The 17,778-nt window shown below is 72.2% G+C and carries 13 protein-coding genes; 7 read left to right on the top strand and 6 right to left on the bottom strand.

Features of this window, described 5'->3' with window-relative positions:
• Positions 1 to 300: 300 nt before the first annotated feature.
• Both ACF1FZ_RS16845 and ACF1FZ_RS16850 read right to left on the bottom strand, forming a co-directional pair.
• Positions 301 to 1,497, bottom strand: a complete 1,197-nt coding sequence (locus tag ACF1FZ_RS16845; protein WP_391774142.1) for an NAD(P)/FAD-dependent oxidoreductase — start codon at positions 1,495 to 1,497, stop codon at positions 301 to 303.
• A gap of 91 nt (positions 1,498 to 1,588) precedes the next feature.
• Positions 1,589 to 2,533: an RNA polymerase sigma-70 factor gene (locus ACF1FZ_RS16850; RefSeq protein WP_391774143.1), complete on the bottom strand. Its 945-nt coding sequence runs from the start codon at positions 2,531 to 2,533 to the stop codon at positions 1,589 to 1,591.
• A gap of 244 nt (positions 2,534 to 2,777) precedes the next feature.
• Here ACF1FZ_RS16850 and ACF1FZ_RS16855 point away from each other — a divergent pair, with 244 nt between their 5' ends.
• From ACF1FZ_RS16855 to ACF1FZ_RS16885, 7 genes are all read left to right on the top strand, one after another.
• Positions 2,778 to 3,665 (top strand): DUF2797 domain-containing protein, encoded by an 888-nt coding sequence (locus ACF1FZ_RS16855; RefSeq protein WP_391774144.1) that lies wholly within the window; start codon positions 2,778 to 2,780, stop codon positions 3,663 to 3,665.
• A 680-nt stretch (positions 3,666 to 4,345) separates the two neighbouring features.
• Positions 4,346 to 5,083 carry a response regulator transcription factor gene (locus ACF1FZ_RS16860; RefSeq protein WP_391774251.1) on the top strand — a complete coding sequence of 246 codons (738 nt, stop codon included), beginning with the start codon at positions 4,346 to 4,348 and terminating at the stop codon, positions 5,081 to 5,083.
• Complete coding sequence (locus ACF1FZ_RS16865) at positions 5,076 to 6,722, top strand: ATP-binding protein (protein ID WP_391774145.1); 1,647 nt, start codon at positions 5,076 to 5,078, stop codon at positions 6,720 to 6,722. Before ACF1FZ_RS16860 ends, ACF1FZ_RS16865 begins: the two co-directional genes overlap by 8 nt.
• 25 nt (positions 6,723 to 6,747) lie before the next feature.
• Positions 6,748 to 8,064 (top strand): glycosyltransferase, encoded by a 1,317-nt coding sequence (locus ACF1FZ_RS16870; protein ID WP_391774146.1) that lies wholly within the window; start codon positions 6,748 to 6,750, stop codon positions 8,062 to 8,064.
• Complete coding sequence (locus tag ACF1FZ_RS16875; RefSeq protein WP_391774147.1) at positions 8,061 to 10,148, top strand: glycosyltransferase family 39 protein; 2,088 nt, start codon at positions 8,061 to 8,063, stop codon at positions 10,146 to 10,148. The genes ACF1FZ_RS16870 and ACF1FZ_RS16875 overlap by 4 nt, the downstream gene beginning before the upstream one ends.
• Before the next feature lie 195 nt (positions 10,149 to 10,343).
• Complete coding sequence (locus ACF1FZ_RS16880; RefSeq protein ID WP_391774148.1) at positions 10,344 to 11,843, top strand: MFS transporter; 1,500 nt, start codon at positions 10,344 to 10,346, stop codon at positions 11,841 to 11,843.
• Positions 11,844 to 11,921: 78 nt separating this feature from the next.
• The gene (locus ACF1FZ_RS16885) at positions 11,922 to 12,692 is read left to right on the top strand and encodes a TetR/AcrR family transcriptional regulator (protein ID WP_391774149.1); all 771 of its coding nucleotides are present in this window, start codon (positions 11,922 to 11,924) and stop codon (positions 12,690 to 12,692) included.
• Between the two features lie 376 nt (positions 12,693 to 13,068).
• On the opposite strand, the gene ACF1FZ_RS16890 is transcribed toward ACF1FZ_RS16885, so the two are convergent.
• The 4 genes from ACF1FZ_RS16890 to ACF1FZ_RS16905 form a co-directional block, all read right to left on the bottom strand.
• Positions 13,069 to 13,539, bottom strand: coding sequence for a PPOX class F420-dependent oxidoreductase (locus ACF1FZ_RS16890; RefSeq protein ID WP_391774150.1), 471 nt, complete (start codon positions 13,537 to 13,539; stop codon positions 13,069 to 13,071).
• A 203-nt stretch (positions 13,540 to 13,742) separates the two neighbouring features.
• Complete coding sequence (locus ACF1FZ_RS16895; protein WP_391774151.1) at positions 13,743 to 14,558, bottom strand: YceI family protein; 816 nt, start codon at positions 14,556 to 14,558, stop codon at positions 13,743 to 13,745.
• Positions 14,559 to 14,738: 180 nt separating this feature from the next.
• Positions 14,739 to 17,234 (bottom strand): MFS transporter, encoded by a 2,496-nt coding sequence (locus ACF1FZ_RS16900; RefSeq protein WP_391774152.1) that lies wholly within the window; start codon positions 17,232 to 17,234, stop codon positions 14,739 to 14,741.
• A gap of 23 nt (positions 17,235 to 17,257) precedes the next feature.
• Positions 17,258 to 17,770, bottom strand: a complete 513-nt coding sequence (locus ACF1FZ_RS16905) for a MarR family winged helix-turn-helix transcriptional regulator (protein ID WP_391774153.1) — start codon at positions 17,768 to 17,770, stop codon at positions 17,258 to 17,260.
• Between the last annotated feature and the right edge of the window lie 8 nt (positions 17,771 to 17,778).

The raw sequence follows: 17,778 nt of genomic DNA on the forward strand, positions 1-17,778 counted from the left end.
ATCAACGCCTGACATCAACGATGGCGTACACGGGAGCACGCCAGAGCACACGCTTGCCGCGCAAAGCGGGCCCGGTGGCCAGGCTAAGCCGTGTGACGTACGGGTGCACCCGCCTACGGATCAGAAGGTTGCAGGTTCGAATCCTGCCGAGTGCACAGCAGGCCAGAGGCCCTCAGGAGAAATCCTGAGGGCCTCTCGCGTTGCCCGGTGCGCCGCCGCTCGGGCCGTGGGCAACCGGACCGGACGGCCGACGGCGGGTCAGCACCGGCCCGGCGCCCACGGTTGCGGGGCCCGGACGGGTCAGGCCGCTTCCCCGACGGCCGGGCTGAGCCTGGCCGGTTCCTGTACGACGCGGCGGCGCCGGGTGGGAATTCCGAGCGTCGGGTTGGCGACGCCCCATGCCGCGCCTTTGCAGACCAGTTCCTTGTAGACGGCGGCCATCCGTCCGGTCAGGGCCGCACGGACGGGTCGGTCGTCGGCGGTGACGTACTGGATCAGGCCTTCCCTGCGGCCCAGCGAGATGCACTGGTTGAAGTAGCGGAGTGAGGTGTTCGGGAGCTTCCCGCCGGTCAGGCGTGCCGCGAGGGAGTCGGCGGCCTGCCACGCGGTGGGGATGCCCGAGGCGCACGACATCCGCAGCGGCTTGCCACCGGGCCCCGCCACCAGGGCCGCGTCGCCGATGGCGTACACGTCGGGGTGGGAGACCGAGCGCATGGTTCCGTCGACCACGATCCGGCCCGCGTCCGTGGTCTCCAGGCTGGTGGCCTGCGCGATCGGGTGGGCCGCGAAGCCGGCGGTCCACACGGTGACCGCGGCCGGGAGGGGGGTGCCGTCGGCGGTGGTGACGTGGCCGGCCTCCACGCCGGTGACCGCGGTGTGTCCGTGCACGGTGATGCCGAGTCGGCCGAAGACCTTCCGCAGGTGCCGGCGGCCCTTGGGCGAGAGCTGGTCGCCGAGTCCGCCGCGGGCGGCGAGGGCGACGTCGAGGTCCGGGCGGGCCTCGGCGATCTCCGCTGCGGCTTCCAGACCGGTGAGACCGCCGCCGACGACGACCACGGGCTGTCCGGCCTCCAGGCCGGCCAGGCGCTCGCGCAGGCGGAGTGCCCCGGGGCGGCCGGCGAGTTCGTGGGCGTGCTCGGCGGTACCGGGGACGCCCTGGGTGTTCCAGGTGCTGCCGAGGGCGTACACGAGGCTGTCGTAGGTCAGCTCCTCGGTGCCGTTCGCGTCGGTGACGGTGACGGTCCTGCGGTCGGCGTCGACGCCGGTGACCTTCGCGATCCTCAGTTCGACGCCGGTGTCTGCGAACATCTCGTCGAAGGGCCGGGGTTCGAGGTCCTGGCCGGCTGCCAGCTGATGCATCCTGACGCGCTCGACGAAGTCGGGCTCGGCGTTGACGAGGGTGAGGGTTACGTCCTCGGCGCGCAGCCGCTTCGCGAGGCGGCCGGCGGCGACGGCGCCGGTGTATCCGGCTCCCAGGACGATGATCCGGTGCTTCATCTCTCTGCTCCTGTCTCGCGGGTTCGCCACCTGAACCGGGCAGCCCGCCGTTTCCTGACAGCAGTGCGATGTGAAGCACCTCACACCGGGGTCAGAAGAGGCGGAGGAGGGGCTCCCCGTGGTCGGAGGCAGCCCAGTGCCGGGTCGCGCGTTCGAGCTTGTCCGGGTTGACCTGGCTGCGGAGAGCGGCGATGCCCTCTGCGGTGATCTCCAGGCACATGACGCCGATGACCCGGCCGTCGAGGACCACCACGAGGGCCGGGGTGTTGTTGGCGGTGGCGGCGTGGACCTCGGGGGAACCTCCTACGAGGGCACGCTTGGACGAGCCGGGCTTGAACATGCCCCGCATGAACTTCGCGACCGCGACGGCTCCCTCGAACGCCTTGGCGCGGGCCGGGACCTTTCCGCCGCCGTCGCCGACCGCGATGGCGTCACCGGTGAGCAGCCGTACGAGTGGCTCGGTCCGGCCGCTCGTGGCGGCCGCGAGGAACTCCTCGACGACCCGCCGGGCGGCGGCCCCGTCGACCCGGGTGCGGGCCCTGCCCTCCGCGACGTGCTTCTTGGCCCGGTGGAAGATCTGCTGGCAGGCGGCCTCGGAGATGTCGAGGATCTCCGCGATCTTCCGGTGCGGGTAGCCGAAGGCCTCCCGCAGCACGTACACCGCCCGCTCGTCGGGTGAGAGCCGCTCCATGAGGGCGAGAACCGCGTACGAGACGGATTCGCGCTGCTCGGCGGTGTCGGCGGGGCCGAGCATCGGGTCACCGGCGAGCAGCGGCTCGGGCAGCCACTGGCCCACGTAGGTCTCGCGCCGGACGCGGGCCGAGGTGAGCTGGTTGAGGCACAGGTTGGTGAGGACCTTCGTCAGCCAGGCCTCGGGGACCTCGATGCGGTCCACGTCGGCGGCCTGCCAGCGCAGGAACGTGTCCTGTACGGCGTCCTCGGCATCGCCCGCGGACCCGAGGAGGCGGTAGGCGATGGCCTGCAGACGGGGCCTGGAGGCCTCGAACCGGTCCACGTCGTTCATGGTCAGAGCCATGGCCCGGATCCTAGCCCTGGTGGCACGCGAAGGGCCCGCGGCCGACGGCGAAGGACCCTCGGATCCGGGCCGTCCCGGCCGGAGTCCATGGGCACAACCGGTCCTGAGCACGCCCGCTCGGGATGTGTTTTGTTACATTCCGCTCCCCGGACTCATCGGTTCCACGCCGGCCGCCCTGAGCAGCGCGGCCCGAGGACGGGCAGGCGCGCCGAGAGGGACGGCACGGACGCTGAAGGGGGACGGCATGGGTGGCTGGCGTTGCACCGGGCTGCGCTGGCCGCAGGGCGGGCCCGAGCTCGGATGGGTGCGGAGCGACGGGACCGGGCGGGGGCGGACGAGTGTCCTGTCGTACGGCAGGGAGATCGGGTTCCGGGCCCGGGGGGAGCGGCACTGTGTGGGGGCGCGCGGCACCCCCTGTCCGGTCGGGGCGGTGGTGCCCGCGCGGAGTGCGGGGGCGCGGTGCCCGGAGTGCGCGCGGCTGGACCGGGCGCACTCGGTGGCCGCCGACACGATCGCCGACGACCCCCGGACGTATCGCGTCTACCTGGCCTGGTTCGGGCCGGGCATGGTCAAGGCCGGGATCACCGGGGAGGCGCGGGGCGCCGCGCGGCTGCGGGAGCAGGGCGCCGTGGTGTTCACCTGGCTGGGGCGCGGGCCGCTGATGGCCGCGCGGCGTACGGAGGAGCTGCTGCGTTCGGCGCTCGGGGTGCCCGACCGGATTCCGTACGCGCGAAAGCGTGCTGTGCGGGGCCGTCTGCCGGGAGCGGTGGAACGGGCCGCCGAGGTCGAAGGGCTGTACCGGCGGGCCGCCGCCCTGGAGGGCGCCGGGTGGCCGGAGGCGCTGGAGCGGTTGCCGTTCGAGGCGGTCGACCACGCGGGGGTGTTCGGGTTCGCCGGTGCGGGTCCGGCGGCGCGGGTGGTGACGGGGCTGGTGGACGGTGGCGTGGTGGCCGGACGGCTGGTGGCGGCGGCCGGACCCGATCTGCACCTGGGGACCGTGGACGCCGGGACCGTCGTGCTGGACACGCGGCTCGTCACCGGCTGGGACCTGGCGGGGGCCGAAGGGCGGTCGGGGATCAGCGTGCCGGTCGTGGCCGTGGGGGACGGTGGCGTGCAGGACGGGTTGTTCTGAGACCGTCGCCGGAGGACGCGCCCGGAGCGCGCGCACGGTCCTGCGGGCTTTCCGGACGCGTACGGGGCGCACGAGGCGGGTGGGCTGGACGGACAGCGACGACCGGGACCGGGACGGTACCGGCGGTTCTGGCAGCGGCTCGGGCTTCCCGGGACCATCGACGTCCACACGCACTTCAGGCCGGGATCCCGGTGGTGACGCACTGCGGTTCCGGACCTGCGCCCGGTGCGTACACGGGTCCCGGGCCGGCCGGCCGCCTGTTGCCCCGCCGTCCCCGGCTGCAGCCGGTAATGGCGCACATGGGGAGGCCGGAGTACGCGGAGGTCCTGGCGCCGGCGGCGGAGCACCCCGGGGCACGGCTCGGCACGACCACGGCGTTCACGGACTTCACCGAGGGCTTCACGCCGTTCCCGGCGGCGGAGCGCGGGCGGCTCGCGGATCCGGAGGACCGGGTCCCGCCGGGCACGGGCTTCTCGGACGTCCCGTATCCGTACGCCCACCAGCTGCACGCCCTGGAGCGGCTGGAGCCGGGCGACGACTGGGTGCGGGCCGTCTGCAACGGGAACGCGAGCGCGCTCTTCCGGCAGGGCCGGGGCGGCCCGGGGCCCGGCGGTTCGTTTCTCAGGGAATTCACAGGTGGGCGAAAGCTCTCTCTCACGGCGGTCTCACAGGCTTGGGCCATGACGACGACCTCGCCCCAGGGGCGTACAGACCTGCTCAGGACCGACCGCAGTCCCATCCGGGTGCTGGTCGTGGACGACGAGGCCCCGCTCGCCGAGCTGCTCTCCATGGCCCTGCGCTACGAGGGGTGGGAGGTGCGCAGTGCCGGGGACGGGGCGGGGGCCGTCCGCACGGCGCGCGACTTCCGTCCCGACGCGGTGGTCCTCGACGTGATGCTCCCCGACATGGGCGGGCTGACCGTGCTCGGCAGGCTGCGGCGCGAGCTCAACGACGTGCCCGTGCTGTTCCTGACCGCACGGGACGCGGTGGAGGACCGGATCGCCGGGCTCACCGCGGGCGGCGACGACTACGTCACCAAGCCGTTCAGCCTGGAGGAGGTCGTGGCGCGGCTGCGCGGACTCATCCGGCGCTCCGGTACGGCGTCCGTGCGCAGCGAGTCGACGCTCGTCGTCGGTGACCTGGTGCTGGACGAGGACAGCCACGAGGTGAGCCGGGGTGACGACTCGATCCATCTCACGGCGACCGAGTTCGAGCTGCTGCGCTTCCTGATGCGCAATCCGCGCCGGGTGCTGAGCAAGGCGCAGATCCTGGACCGGGTCTGGAACTACGACTTCGGGGGCCAGGCCAATGTCGTCGAGCTGTACATCTCCTACCTGCGCAAGAAGATCGACGCGGGGCGGTCCCCGATGATCCACACCCGGCGCGGGGCCGGGTACCTGATCAAACCCGGTGCCTGACCTCGTGAGCGGGAGGAGCGCGCGCCGCCCCTGGACGCTGCGCACCCGGCTCGTCGCGTACGCGGTGACGCTCATCGCGGTCGTCGCGGCGGTGATCGGTTCGGTCACCGCGATCGCCTTCCGGAGTTACATGTACGGGAAGCTGGACGGCCAGCTGCACGACGTCACCAGGCTGGCCGAGGCGCGTCCGCCGGGCGGTGGCGAGGTCGCCCGGGGCGGCCCGGGGAGCGGGGACCCGCTGGACTTCGTCGGCAGGGGCGGCCCCGACACGTTCGGTGCCGTGGTCGCCGGCGGTTCCGTCACCGTCTCGAAGGTGATGAACGGTCCCGATGCCCGGCAGAGCACCGAGGAACTGACCGATGCTCAGGAGGACGCCCTCGAAAGCTCGGAGGTGACCCCGGGCGGCGGACCCCATGACGTCGAGATCCCCGGGCTCGGCGGCTACCGCGTCCAGGTCGTTCCGTCGGGCGACGGGGCGTCCGTCCTGGTCGGCATTCCCACGGCCGAGGTCGACAAGGCCGTCACCACGCTGATCCTCGTCGAGGTCTGTGTCACCGGCGCCGGGCTCATCGCCGCCGGTATCGCCGGTGCGGCGATGGTCGGCGTCGCGCTGCGTCCGCTGCGCAGGGTGGCCGCCACAGCGACCCGGGTCTCCGAACTCCCGCTGCACAGCGGCGAGGTCGCCCTCCTCGAACGGGTCCCGGATGCCGAGGCCGATCCGCGCACCGAGGTCGGCCAGGTCGGCGCGGCCCTCAACCGGATGCTGGGGCACGTGGGTTCGGCCCTGGACGCGCGGCAGAAGAGCGAGACGCGGGTACGGCAGTTCGTCGCGGACGCCAGCCATGAGCTGCGCACACCGCTCGCCTCGATCCGTGGCTACGCCGAACTGCCCCGGCGCGGGCGGGAGACCACCGGGCCCGACACCCGGCACGCCCTGGGGCGCATCGAGTCCGAGGCGCAGCGGATGACGGGCATGGTCGAGGACCTGCTCCTCCTGGCGCGTCTTGACGCGGGACGCCCGCTCTCGTACGAGAGCACCGATCTCTCGCCGCTCGTCATCGACGCGGTGAGCGACGCCCGTGTCGCGGACCGCGCCCCCGGCCGCGCCCCGGAAGCCACTCATCACTGGCGGCTGGAGCTGCCCGAGGTGCCCGCGACGGTGCTCGCCGATCCGACGCGGATCCAGCAGGTGCTGGTCAACCTGCTCGCGAACGCCCGCACCCACACCCCGCCGGGGAGCACCGTCACGGTCCGCGTGCGCCGGGCGAGCAGGGAACTGCCCCGGGTGACCCTGGAGGTCCAGGACGACGGGCCCGGCATTCCGGCGGAGCTGCAGCCCCGTGTCTTCGAACGGTTCGCGCGCGGCGACGCCTCACGCTCCCGGCACGCCGGGTCGACGGGGCTCGGCCTCGCCATCGTGCAGGCCGTCGTGACGGCGCACGGCGGGACGGCCGAGGTGCGGTCGGTGCCGGGCGACACGGTGTTCGCCGTCCACCTGCCGGCGGACGCGGTGTACGGGGCGGGTGCGGACAGTTCCGCAGGGGCTCCCGCCGGCGGCTCCGTGCCCAGGGAGGGGCGCCCCGGTCACGCCCGTGCGGCGTGCTCACAGGCGGATCACAGGCTCAGCACACAGAGGTGACAGCGCGGTTGGCGAGTGTCGGGTCATGCGAACCGACACTCCCTGGAGCACCCTGCCGGCCCGGGAACACCTCCTGGCCGCAGCGGTCGGCGCGGCCGGCGCTCCCGCACCCGTACCCGTGCTCGACGTGGTGATCCCCGTGTACAACGAGGAGAAGGACCTCGAACCGTGCGTGCTGCGCCTGCACGACCACCTGGCGCGGACGTTCCCCTACGGCTTCCGGATCACCGTGGCGGACAACGCGAGCACCGACCGTACGCCCCGGGTGGCGGCCCGGCTGGCGGACCTCATTCCCGAGGTGCGGTCGCACCGGCTGGAGGAGAAGGGCCGGGGACGGGCACTGCGCACCGTCTGGTCCCGGTCGGACTCCCCGGTCCTCGCCTACATGGACGTGGACCTCTCGACCGACCTGAACGCCCTGCTCCCCCTGGTCGCGCCGCTGATCTCCGGTCACTCCGACCTGGCCATCGGCTCGCGTCTGGCCCGCAGTTCGCGGGTGGTACGGGGCTCCAGGCGGGAGTTCGTCTCGCGGGCCTACAACCTCATCCTGCGCTCCTCGCTGGCCGCCGGCTTCAGCGACGCCCAGTGCGGCTTCAAGGCCGTACGGCGCGAGGTCGCGCAGCGTCTGCTGCCGATGGTCGAGGACACCGGGTGGTTCTTCGACACCGAGATGCTGGTACTCGCCGAGCGGGCCGGGCTGCGCATCCACGAGGTGCCGGTCGACTGGGTCGACGACCCGGACTCCACCGTGCACATCGTGAGGACCGCGACCGAGGACCTGAAGGGGGTCTGGCGGGTGGGCCGGGCCCTGGCCACCGGGGCCCTGCCGCTGGACCGGCTGGCGCGCCCCTCCGGGGACGACCCGCGCGCCCGGGCCGTGCCCGGGGTGCCGCCCGGGCTCGCCAGGCAGCTGGCCGGCTTCTGTGCCGTGGGTGTGCTCTCCACCCTGGTCCACCTCGTCCTGTACTCGCTCTTCCGGCTGGGCGTCGGGCCGCAGTCCGCCAACGCCGGGGCGCTCCTCGTGTCCGCCGTGGCCAACACGGCGGCCAACCGGAGACTCACCTTCGGTGTGCGCGGCCGGAGTGGCGCCGTGCGCCACCAGGCACAGGGTCTCGTCGTCTTCGCGATCGGGCTCGCCCTCACGAGCGGTTCGCTCGCCGCCCTGGGCACGGCGTCCGCATCCGCGTCGCACGGTACGGAACTCGCCGTGCTGATCGCGGCCAACCTCGCGGCGACGGTGCTGCGCTTCCTGCTCTTCCGCGCCTGGGTCTTCCCCGCCCGGCGCACCGGCCACCAGGACGCCCGCAAGGGGTCCGTACACGAACCGAGGGACGTCCGATGACCGCCGCCGCACACTCCGGCCACCTCCAGGCACCACCCGGCCCCCCTGGGGCGTCCGCGCACGCCGCAGGCCCGCGGGAGCCGCTGCCGCGGCGCGTCCTGCGGGGCCGGCCAGGTGACCCGCGCTGGGCGAGGCCCGCCTTCCTCGGCATGCTGCTGGTCATCGGGCTCGCGTACCTGTGGAACCTCAGTGCCTCCGGTTACGCCAACTCCTTCTACTCCGCCGCCGTACAGGCCGGCAGCCAGAACTGGAAGGCCTTCTTCTTCGGTTCGCTGGACTCCGCGAACGCCATCACCGTCGACAAGCCCCCGGCCGCCCTCTGGCCGATGGCCCTGTCGGTGCGGATCTTCGGCCTGAGCTCCTGGGCGATCCTCGCGCCCCAGGTGCTGATGGGTGTCGCGACGGCCGGTGTCCTCCACGGAGCCGTGCGCCGCCGCTTCGGCGCCGCCGCCGGGCTGATCACGATGGCGGTCTTCGCACTGACCCCGGTCGCCGCGCTGATGTTCCGCTTCAACAACCCGGACGCGCTGCTCGCGTTCCTGATGACCGTCACCGTCCACTGCGTGCTGCGCGCCCTGGAGGCCGGCCGGACGAAGTGGCTGGTCTGGGCGGGTGTCGCCGTGGGCCTCGCGTTCCTGTCGAAGACCCTGCAGGCCTTCCTGATCCTGCCGCCCCTGACCGTGCTGTACGCGGTGTGCGCGCCGGTGTCCGTACGGAGGCGGTTCGGCCAGCTCTGCCTGGCGGCACTGGCGGTGGTCGTCTCCGGCGGCTGGTGGGTGGCGATCGTCGAGTTCTGGCCCGCCTCCTCGCGGCCGTACATCGGCGGTTCGCAGAACAACTCCTTCCTGGAACTCACCTTCGGCTACAACGGGCTCGGCAGGATCAACGGCGAGGAGACCGGCAGCGTCGGCGGTGGCGGCCGGGGCGGCGGATGGGGCGAGACCGGCATCGGCCGGATGTTCGACTCCGAGATCGGCAGCCAGATCTCGTGGCTGCTGCCGGCCGCGCTGATCCTGCTGTTCGCGGGCCTCTGGCTGACCTGGCGGGCGAAACGGACCGACACGGCCCGTGCGGCGTTCCTCGCCTGGGGCGGTTCGCTGCTGATGACGGCCTTCGTCTTCAGCTTCATGGCCGGCATCTTCCACCAGTACTACACGGTGGCGCTGGCTCCCTGCATCGCGGCGCTGGCCGGCATGGGTGCCACGGTCCTCTGGGAGGAACGGAGCAGGTGGTGGGCGGGCGCCGCACTCGGTGTGACCGTCGCCGCGACGGCCGTGTGGTCGTACGTCCTGCTGGGGCGCACCCCGGACCACTACCCGTGGCTGCGCTGGGCGGTCCTGGCCGGAGGGCTGGCGGGGGCGGTCGGGCTGCTGCTCGTGGCACGGCTGGGCCGGGCGTTCGCGCTGGGCGTGATGGGGCTGGGCCTCGCGGCGTCGCTGGCCGGGCCGACGGCGTACACGATCAGCACGCTGAACACCGGACACCAGGGTTCGATCGTCACGGCGGGCCCGGCGGGCGTGAGAACGGGCGGTCCGGGCGGCGGCCCCGGCGGTGGCACGCGGCCCCCCGGAGAGGGCACGCAGCAGGGGGGACAGGCCCCGGGCAACCCGGGTAACGCTCAGGGGAACCGGCCGGGCGGCGGCTTCCCCGGCGGAGGGATGCCGGGCCGGAACGGGCAGGGGCGGGTCCCCGGCGGGCAGCAGGGCGGCATGCCCGGCGGCGGCACGGGCGGTCTGCTCAACGGCGCATCCGTGGGCTCCGGGGCCGGGACGCTCCTGAAGCAGAACGCCGACGCCTACACCTGGGCCGCCGCTGCCATCGGTGCGCAGAACGCCGCGAGCTACCAGCTCGCCACCGGCGACCCGGTGATGGCGGTCGGCGGATTCAACGGCAGCGATCCGTCACCGACGCTCGCCCAGTTCAAGAAGTACGTCCAGGACGGCAGGATCCACTACTTCATCCCGGGCGGCGGCATGGGGGGTGAGGGCGCCTCGTCCCAGATCTCGACGTGGGTGGAGACGAACTTCGAGGAGGTCACGGCGGGAAGCGCGACCTTCTACGACCTCACCCGGCCGAAGAGCTGAGCCCGGCGCGGGCAGGGCGGCACGGGCAGAGTGGCGCGGGCAGGGCGGCGGCCCCGGAGCACAGGCTCCGGGGCCGCCGCCCTGCTGCGTCCCGGCGCTGGACACGCCATGTGTTGTACGACGTACAGGAATTGCCTTACGGTGTATGAGAAAGTTTCCCTTACATCGTACAAGTGCACCGGAAGGGGAGTCCGCATGACGGCGACCACCGCCGAGCAGAACGGCCTCACACCCCCGAGCGCCCACGCGCGGCGCTGGCTGGTCCTCGGGGTCGTCTGCCTCGCCCAGCTCACCGTGCTGCTCGACAACACCGTCCTGAACGTGGCGATCCCCTCGCTCACCGCGGATCTCCACGCCTCCACCGCCGATGTGCAGTGGATGATCAACGCCTACGCGCTCGTCCAGTCGGGGCTGGTGCTCACGGCGGGCAGCGCCGCCGACCGCTACGGCCGCAAGAAGATGCTGGTCGCGGGCCTCGCGCTGTTCGGCGTGGGCTCACTGGCGGCGGGGCTCGCGCAGTCCTCCGGACAGCTGATCGCCGCCCGGGCGGGGATGGGGGTCGGAGGTGCGCTCCTGATGACGACCACCCTCGCCGTCGTGGTGCAGATCTTCGACGACACCGAACGCGTCAAGGCGATCGGCATCTGGTCCACCGTCAGCTCCCTGGGCTTCGCGTCCGGTCCGCTGATCGGCGGGGCGATGCTGAACCACTTCTGGTGGGGTGCGATCTTCCTGATCAACATCCCCGTGGCGGTCATCGGCATGATCGCGGTCGTCCGGCTCGTCCCGGAGTCCAGAAATCCACGGGGCGACCGCCCCGACCTGGTCGGGGCGGTGCTCTCCACCGTCGGGATGGCGGCCGTCGTGTACGCGATCATCTCCGGCCCGGAGCACGGCTGGGGGTCCGGCCCCGTCCTGCTGACCGCCTTCGCCGGGGTGGCGGTCCTCACCGGGTTCGTCCTGTGGGAGGTGCATGTCCCCCACCCGATGCTGGACATGAACTTCTTCCGCGACCAGAGGTTCACCGGCGCGGTCGCCGGCGCGATCCTGGTCGCCTTCGGGATGACGGGATCGCTCTTCCTGCTCACCCAGCACCTGCAGTTCGTCCTCGGCTACGAGCCTCTCGAGGCCGGGCTGCGTACGGCTCCGCTCGCCCTCACCGTCGTCGCGCTCAACCTCACGGGGCTCGGCGCCCGGTTCGTGGGGAGGGCGGGTACGCCCGCCGCCATCGCCACGGGGATGTGTCTGCTGGCCGCCGGTCTCGGAGCGATCGCGCTGCTGGGCGGGCGGGACTACGGCGGCATGCTGTTCGGCCTGATCGTGATGGGGGCGGGCGTCGCGCTCGCCATGCCCGCGATGGCCAACGCGATCATGAGCGCCATCCCGCGCGAGAAGGCGGGCGTGGGCGCCGGGGTGAACGGCACCCTGGCCGAGTTCGGCAACGGGCTCGGGGTCGCCGTGCTCGGGGCCGTACTCAACTCCCGCTTCGCCGCGCTCGTACCGGGTGCCGTCGGGGCCACCTCGCTGCCCGCCGCACTCGCCGCGGCGGACGGCGCGGCGGACCGTGAACGCGTCACCGGCGCCTTCGCCTCGGGCCTGGAGACCAGCCAACTGGCCGGCGCGGCCGCGGTCCTGGCCGGCGGGTTGCTGGCCGCGGCCCTGCTGAAGAGGGCGGAGCGCCCGGAAACGGACTGAACCCCCAGGTGACGGGCATAGCATCGGACGGGGGATCCGGTACACAGGAGTGCCACCGCAAGACAAGGAGTGTGCGCCATGGGGTCCGCAGCAGACCGTGTGAAGAACCCTCGGGTCAGTGTGTGGCTGGACCGGCGGACCCCGTCGCGGACCCGTAAGGCGGACCAGCCGGCCGGGCTCGACCGGGACAGGATCACAGCCGCGAGCCTGCGGCTGCTGGACGCCGACGGCCTCGCGAAGTTCTCCATGCGACGGCTCGCCGCCGATCTCGATGTCACGGCGATGTCCCTCTACTGGTACGTCGACACCAAGGACGACCTGCTGGAACTGGCCCTGGACGCGGTCTTCGGGGAGATTCCGGCCACGCCGGAGGACGCCGACTGGCGTGACAGGCTGCGCGAACTGGCCGGCAACTACCGCGCGATGCTGGTCCGCCATCCCTGGGTGTCCACGCTGATCGGCAGCTTCCTGAACATCGGGCCGCATTCGATGCTGTTCTCGTACGCCGTCCAGGACGTCATCAACGCCACCGGGCTGCCGCTGGCGAACCGGACGGGGGCGATGTCGGCCGTCTTCCAGTTCGTCTACGGATTCGGCAGCGTCGAGGGGCACTTCGTACAGCGCACGGTGACGGCCGGGCTCAGCCAGGACGAGTACTTCCAGCGGGCGATGGGCACGATCCGCGCGGACCCCGAGATCAAGAGGATCATGGAGCCTTCGGAGAACCTGATGGACGCGCGGGGCGGGGACACGGTGGAGGAGATGCGCGAACGGGATTTCGTGTTCGCGCTGGACCTCCTGATCGCGGGCATCGAAACGATGTGCGAGCGCGCGGCGCGCCACTCGTAGCGTCCGTAGGGGGAGTTCGGTCACCGCGGGCACGCCCCTGGGCGACGGCCTCCCGGCAGACCGCGGAGTCGGCGACGGCGTCCTCGTCGGCCGTGGTGCCGGCCGAGTGCGACGTGATCACCGTGCGCGGCAGCCGTCAGGCGGGGACGGCCGGCCCGGCCCGCGTCGACGCTGTGAACCACAGCAGCCGCGGGGTCCGCAGCGCATCGGCAGCGTGTCACCGACGTACACGAAGGGGCGGCCGGGCCCGGTGGCGTACGCCTGCCCGGCCGGCCGTGGTCCGTTCCCGTTCACGGACCACGGCCGGGGCACGGAGGGGGAGGCCGGCGGGCGGGCGTACGCGAGCTGACACGGGCGGGGCGGTTTCACCGGCAGGTCAGCTGCCGCTCGCCAGGTGGGCGGGGAAGCCGCCGGTGGCGACCGGGCCCCAGCGCTCCGGAGTGATGCGGATGAGGGACTTGCCCTGTTTGACCATCGCCGCCCGGTACTCGTCCCAGTCCGGGTGCTCCCCGGAGATGTTGCGGAAGTACTCGACGAGCGGCTCGACCGAGTCCGGTGAGTCGATCACCTCGGCCGAGCCGTCGATCTGTACCCACGGGCCGTTCCAGTCGTCCGACAGGACGATCAGGCTCACCCGCTCGTCCCGCTTGGCATTACGGGTCTTGGCCCGTTCGGGGTAGGTGGAGACGACGATCCGGCCCGCGTCGTCGACGCCGCAGGTGAGCGGGGAGCCCTGGGGGCGGCCGTCGGACCGGGTGGTCAGCAGGATCGCCCGGTGCCTGGGCCGCACGAAGTCCAGGAGTTCACCGAGCTCCACGGTGGTGTTGGTCGCGATGTGGGGTGCCATGCGGCCCACCCTAGGGGTGCCCGCGAGGTCCCGCCGTACCTCCGGGGCGTGGTCAGCGGTGTCCGGTGGGGCGCAGCCGCAAGGCGGAGCGCCGGCCTCGTACCGGACGTGCCCGGCCGGCGCGGCGACGCAGCCGGTGGGCGTGCCGGACGCCATGGGCCCGGGCGGGTCTCCGCGGACACCCCCCAGGGCCCCGGCCGGCCCTATCCCTGGACGGAATCACCCTGGACCGCCTGGATGTCGAGCTCCACGCGCAGGGTCGTGCCGATCGCGGAGATGCCCGCCTGCAGCACCTGGTTGTAGTTCATGGCGAAGTCGTCGCGGCGCAGCTCCGCCGTGGCGTGGAAGGCCGCCCGCACCCCTCCCCAGGGATCGGGGCCGGTGCCCAGGTAGCTGAGGTCGAGGTCGACGTCGCGCGCGATGCCGTGCATCGTGAGCACGCCGTGCACCGTCCAGCGGTCGGGCCCGGCCGGGGTCAGCGCGCGGGAGCGGTAGACGATCTCCGGGAACGCCTCCACGTCCAGGAAGTCCGCCGAGCACAGGTGCTTGTCCCGCATGGCGTTGCCCGTGTCGATGCTGGAGGAGGTGATGGTGGCCTCCACCCGGGAGTGCTGGACGTTCTCCGCGATCTCGATACGGCCGCCGAATTCGGTGAACCGGCCGTGCACACTGGAGATCCCCAGGTGCTGCGCGACCGCGGCCACCGACGAGTGCACCGGGTCCAGTGACCAGGTGCCCGGAGGCGGCAGCTCGACACCGCCCTGCCGGGCCAGCACCACGGTGCCGGCCTCGGCCCGGCCGCTGGCCGTGACGAGCGCGGTGGACGCGGCAGGGGCGTAACCCACCGCTGTGACGATCACCGTGTACGCGCCGGCCGGCAGGAGACCGTCGGTGCGGACGGCCCCGTTCTCGTCGGCGGCGGCCCGGAGCACCTGGGTGCCCGTCGTGTCGGTCACCGTCACGACGGCGTGCTGGACCGCCCAGCCGTCCCGTGTGCGTACCTGTGCGCGAAGTCCCATCCCGTGTTCTCTCCTTGCTCAAATCACTCGTGAAGCAGCGACTCAATGAGTCGGGCCCCGGGCGGGACCGGCAGGCCGTCCCCTGCCTGCCGGTCCCGCCACGGGGCCCGTTTCCGCCGGCGGCCACAGCCTCTCCGCTCGAAGGGCTGTTCCGCCAGGGGCCTTTGTGGATCTTCCGTCCTACTCGCCCGGGTGGGCGAGCTCGATGTCGTGTCCGTCGACTCCGCTGCCGCTCACGGTCAGCGAGCCGGCCACCGGCGGGTAACCGGTCGCGATCACGGAGTACTCACCGGCGTCCAGGTCGGTGAAGGCGTACACGCCGTCCTCCCCGGTCGTCGACGTGGCGACCACGTTGCCGGCCGCGTCGATCAGGGTGACCCGGGCGTCGTTCAGCGGGGACCGGCCGGAGCCGGCCCTGACGACGCCCCGCACCAGCGCGCCGGACCGCAGGACCACGTCGACCCGGGTGACGCCCTGGCCGCCGACCTCCACCGGCAGGGCCAGCGGACGGAAGCCCGCGGCCGTGACGGCGACGGTCACCGAGCCGGGGACGAGTTCACCGAAGGTGAAGTCACCCGCGTCGCCCGAGACACCCGTGGCCAGCACATCGCCGCGCACATCGGTCACGACGACCATCGCGCCCTGGACCGGGAGGCCGCCCTCGGCGGTCCGTACGGTCCCGGAGAGACCGCTCGTACCGGCGAGCAGGATGTCATAGGCCAGCGGCTCGTCGCCGACGACCACGGTGGAGGCCTGCGGCTGGAAGCCGTCGGCGGAGGCGATCAGGACGTAACTGCCGGAGGCCGGGGCGTCCAGCACGTAGGTGCCGTCGGCCTGGGCGACGGAGCGGCCCAGCTGCCGGCCGCCCAGCGAGATCAGTGTGACGGCGGCGCGGGCGACGGGTGCGCCTTCGGCGCCCCGCACCACACCGCGTACGGGCGTGCCCTGAATGGTGAGCTCCTTCGTGGCAGGCGTCTCCTCCAGGGTGGTGACCGAGGTGGCCCCGGCCGTCCCCCCTGCGACCGGCACGGTGGCGGTGCTGGTCCCGGCGGACCGCGGGGTGGAGGCGGTGGCCTCGTCGGGGGTGCTGTCGTCGCCCGCCCTCGTCTTCAGCGCGACCTCCTTGATGAACAGCGTCAGGATGAAGGCGACCAGCGCGGCGGGCGCGGCGTACAGGAAGACGTCGGCGACACCGTGGCCGTAGGCGACCTCCATGACCGTACGGAGCGGGGCGGGCAGCGCGTCGAGGTCGGGGATGCCCCCGCCGCCCGTTCCGCCGTGGCCCAGTGCCGCGCCCTCGGGGCCGAGGTCGGCGAGGCCGTCCTTGACGTAGTGGGTGACGCGGTTGCCCAGGACGGCACCCAGCGCCGAGACGCCGATCGCACCACCGAGGGAACGGAAGAACGTCACGACGGAGCTGGCCGCGCCGAGGTCGGCGGGAGCCACCTGGTTCTGCGTGGCGAGGACCAGGTTCTGCATCATCATGCCGATGCCGAGACCCATGACGAGCATGAAGACGGCGATGTGCCAGTACTCGGTGTCGTACCGGATGGTGCCCAGCATCCCGAGGCCCGCGGTGAGCAGGAAGCCGCCGCTGACCAGCCAGGCCTTCCAGCGGCCCGTCTTGGTGATGATCTGGCCCGACACGGTCGAGGACAGGAAGAGGCCGGCGATCATCGGGATCGTCATGACGCCGGACATCGTCGGCGACTTGTCCCGCGCCAGCTGGAAGTACTGGCTGAAGAAGACGGTGCCCGCGAACATCCCGATACCGACGAACAGCGAGGCCGCGGAGGCCAGCGTGATGGTGCGGTTACGGAAGAGGCGCAGCGGGATGATCGGCTCGCTGGCCTTCGACTCGACGAGCAGGAAGAGCGCGCCGAGGACGACGGTGCCGCCGAGCATCGTCCAGGTCTGCCAGGAGATCCAGTCGTACTTGTCGCCCGCGAAGGTCACCCAGAGCAGCAGCAGCGAGACCGCGGCGCTGATGAAGAACGCACCGGACCAGTCGACCTTGACCTCGCGCTTGACCACGGGGAGCTTCAGGGTCTTCTGGAGCACGATCAGGGCGATGACCGCGAACGGCACACCCACGTAGAAGCACCAGCGCCAGCCCAGCCAGCTGGTGTCGGTGATGACACCGCCGAGGAGCGGGCCGCCCACCGTGGCGACGGCGAAGACCGCGCCGAGGTAACCGCTGTACCGTCCACGCTCGCGCGGGGAGATCATCGCGGCCATCACGATCTGGGCGAGGGCGGAGAGACCGCCGACGCCGATGCCCTGCACCACCCGGCAGGCGATCAGCATGCCGCTGCTGGTCGAGAGACCGGCGACTATGGAGCCGCCCACGTAGATGATCAGGGCGATCTGGACCAGCAGCTTCTTGCTGAACAGGTCCGCGAGCTTGCCCCACAGCGGGGTGGTGGCGGTCATGGCCAGCAGGGTGGCCGTCACGACCCAGGTGTAGGCGCTCTGGCCGCCACCGAGGTCGGCGATGATCTCGGGCAGGGCGTTGGAAACGACCGTCGACGACAGAATCGCGACGAACATGCCGAGCAGCAGCCCGGTCAGCGCTTCCATGATCTGCCGGTGTGTCATCGGCGTGCCTGCGGGGGCCTCGGCAGCCCCGTGCTTGGCGTGGCCGCCCCGCACACCGGGTGGTGTGGTCGTAGCCATTGAATTCCTTGTCTTTGCTTCTGTTACACAGGTGTACGGGTGTGTGGATCGTCGGGGTGCCCGGTGCGGCAGTCGCCGCTGTGCCTTCCGGGGGCACACCCTCCGGAGCCGCGGCAGGAGAAGCTGTCGCGCAGCCGGGACAACAACGTGTTGAGCTGACCGACTTCTTCGTCGGACCAGTCGATGAGGTTGTGGGCGAACATCTCGGTGGTCCGCCGGGCCAGCTCGTCGAGCAGTTCGTTGCCCGCGGGGGTCAGCCGCAGGATGCGGGACCGCTTGTCCGCGGGGTCCGGGAACCGTTCGATCCAGCCGTTCTCCACCGCGTGAGTCACATGGCGGCTGGTCACCGACATGTCCACGGCCAGGAGTTCGGCGAGCCGGGTGATCCGCATCTCGCCGTACTGGGCCAGCAGTGTCAGCACGGCGGCCGAACCGCCGGAACACTCGGCGGGCATGATGCGGGCGAGGCCCCGCTTGACGGCTCCGACGGCGCTGAGCTGCCGGGCCAGTTCTTCGTACCGGCTCCGTGCTGCCACTGACCCTC

Origin of the sequence: Streptomyces sp. NPDC014623, from assembly GCF_043088245.1 — a bacterium.
GTDB lineage: Bacteria > Actinomycetota > Actinomycetes > Streptomycetales > Streptomycetaceae > Streptomyces.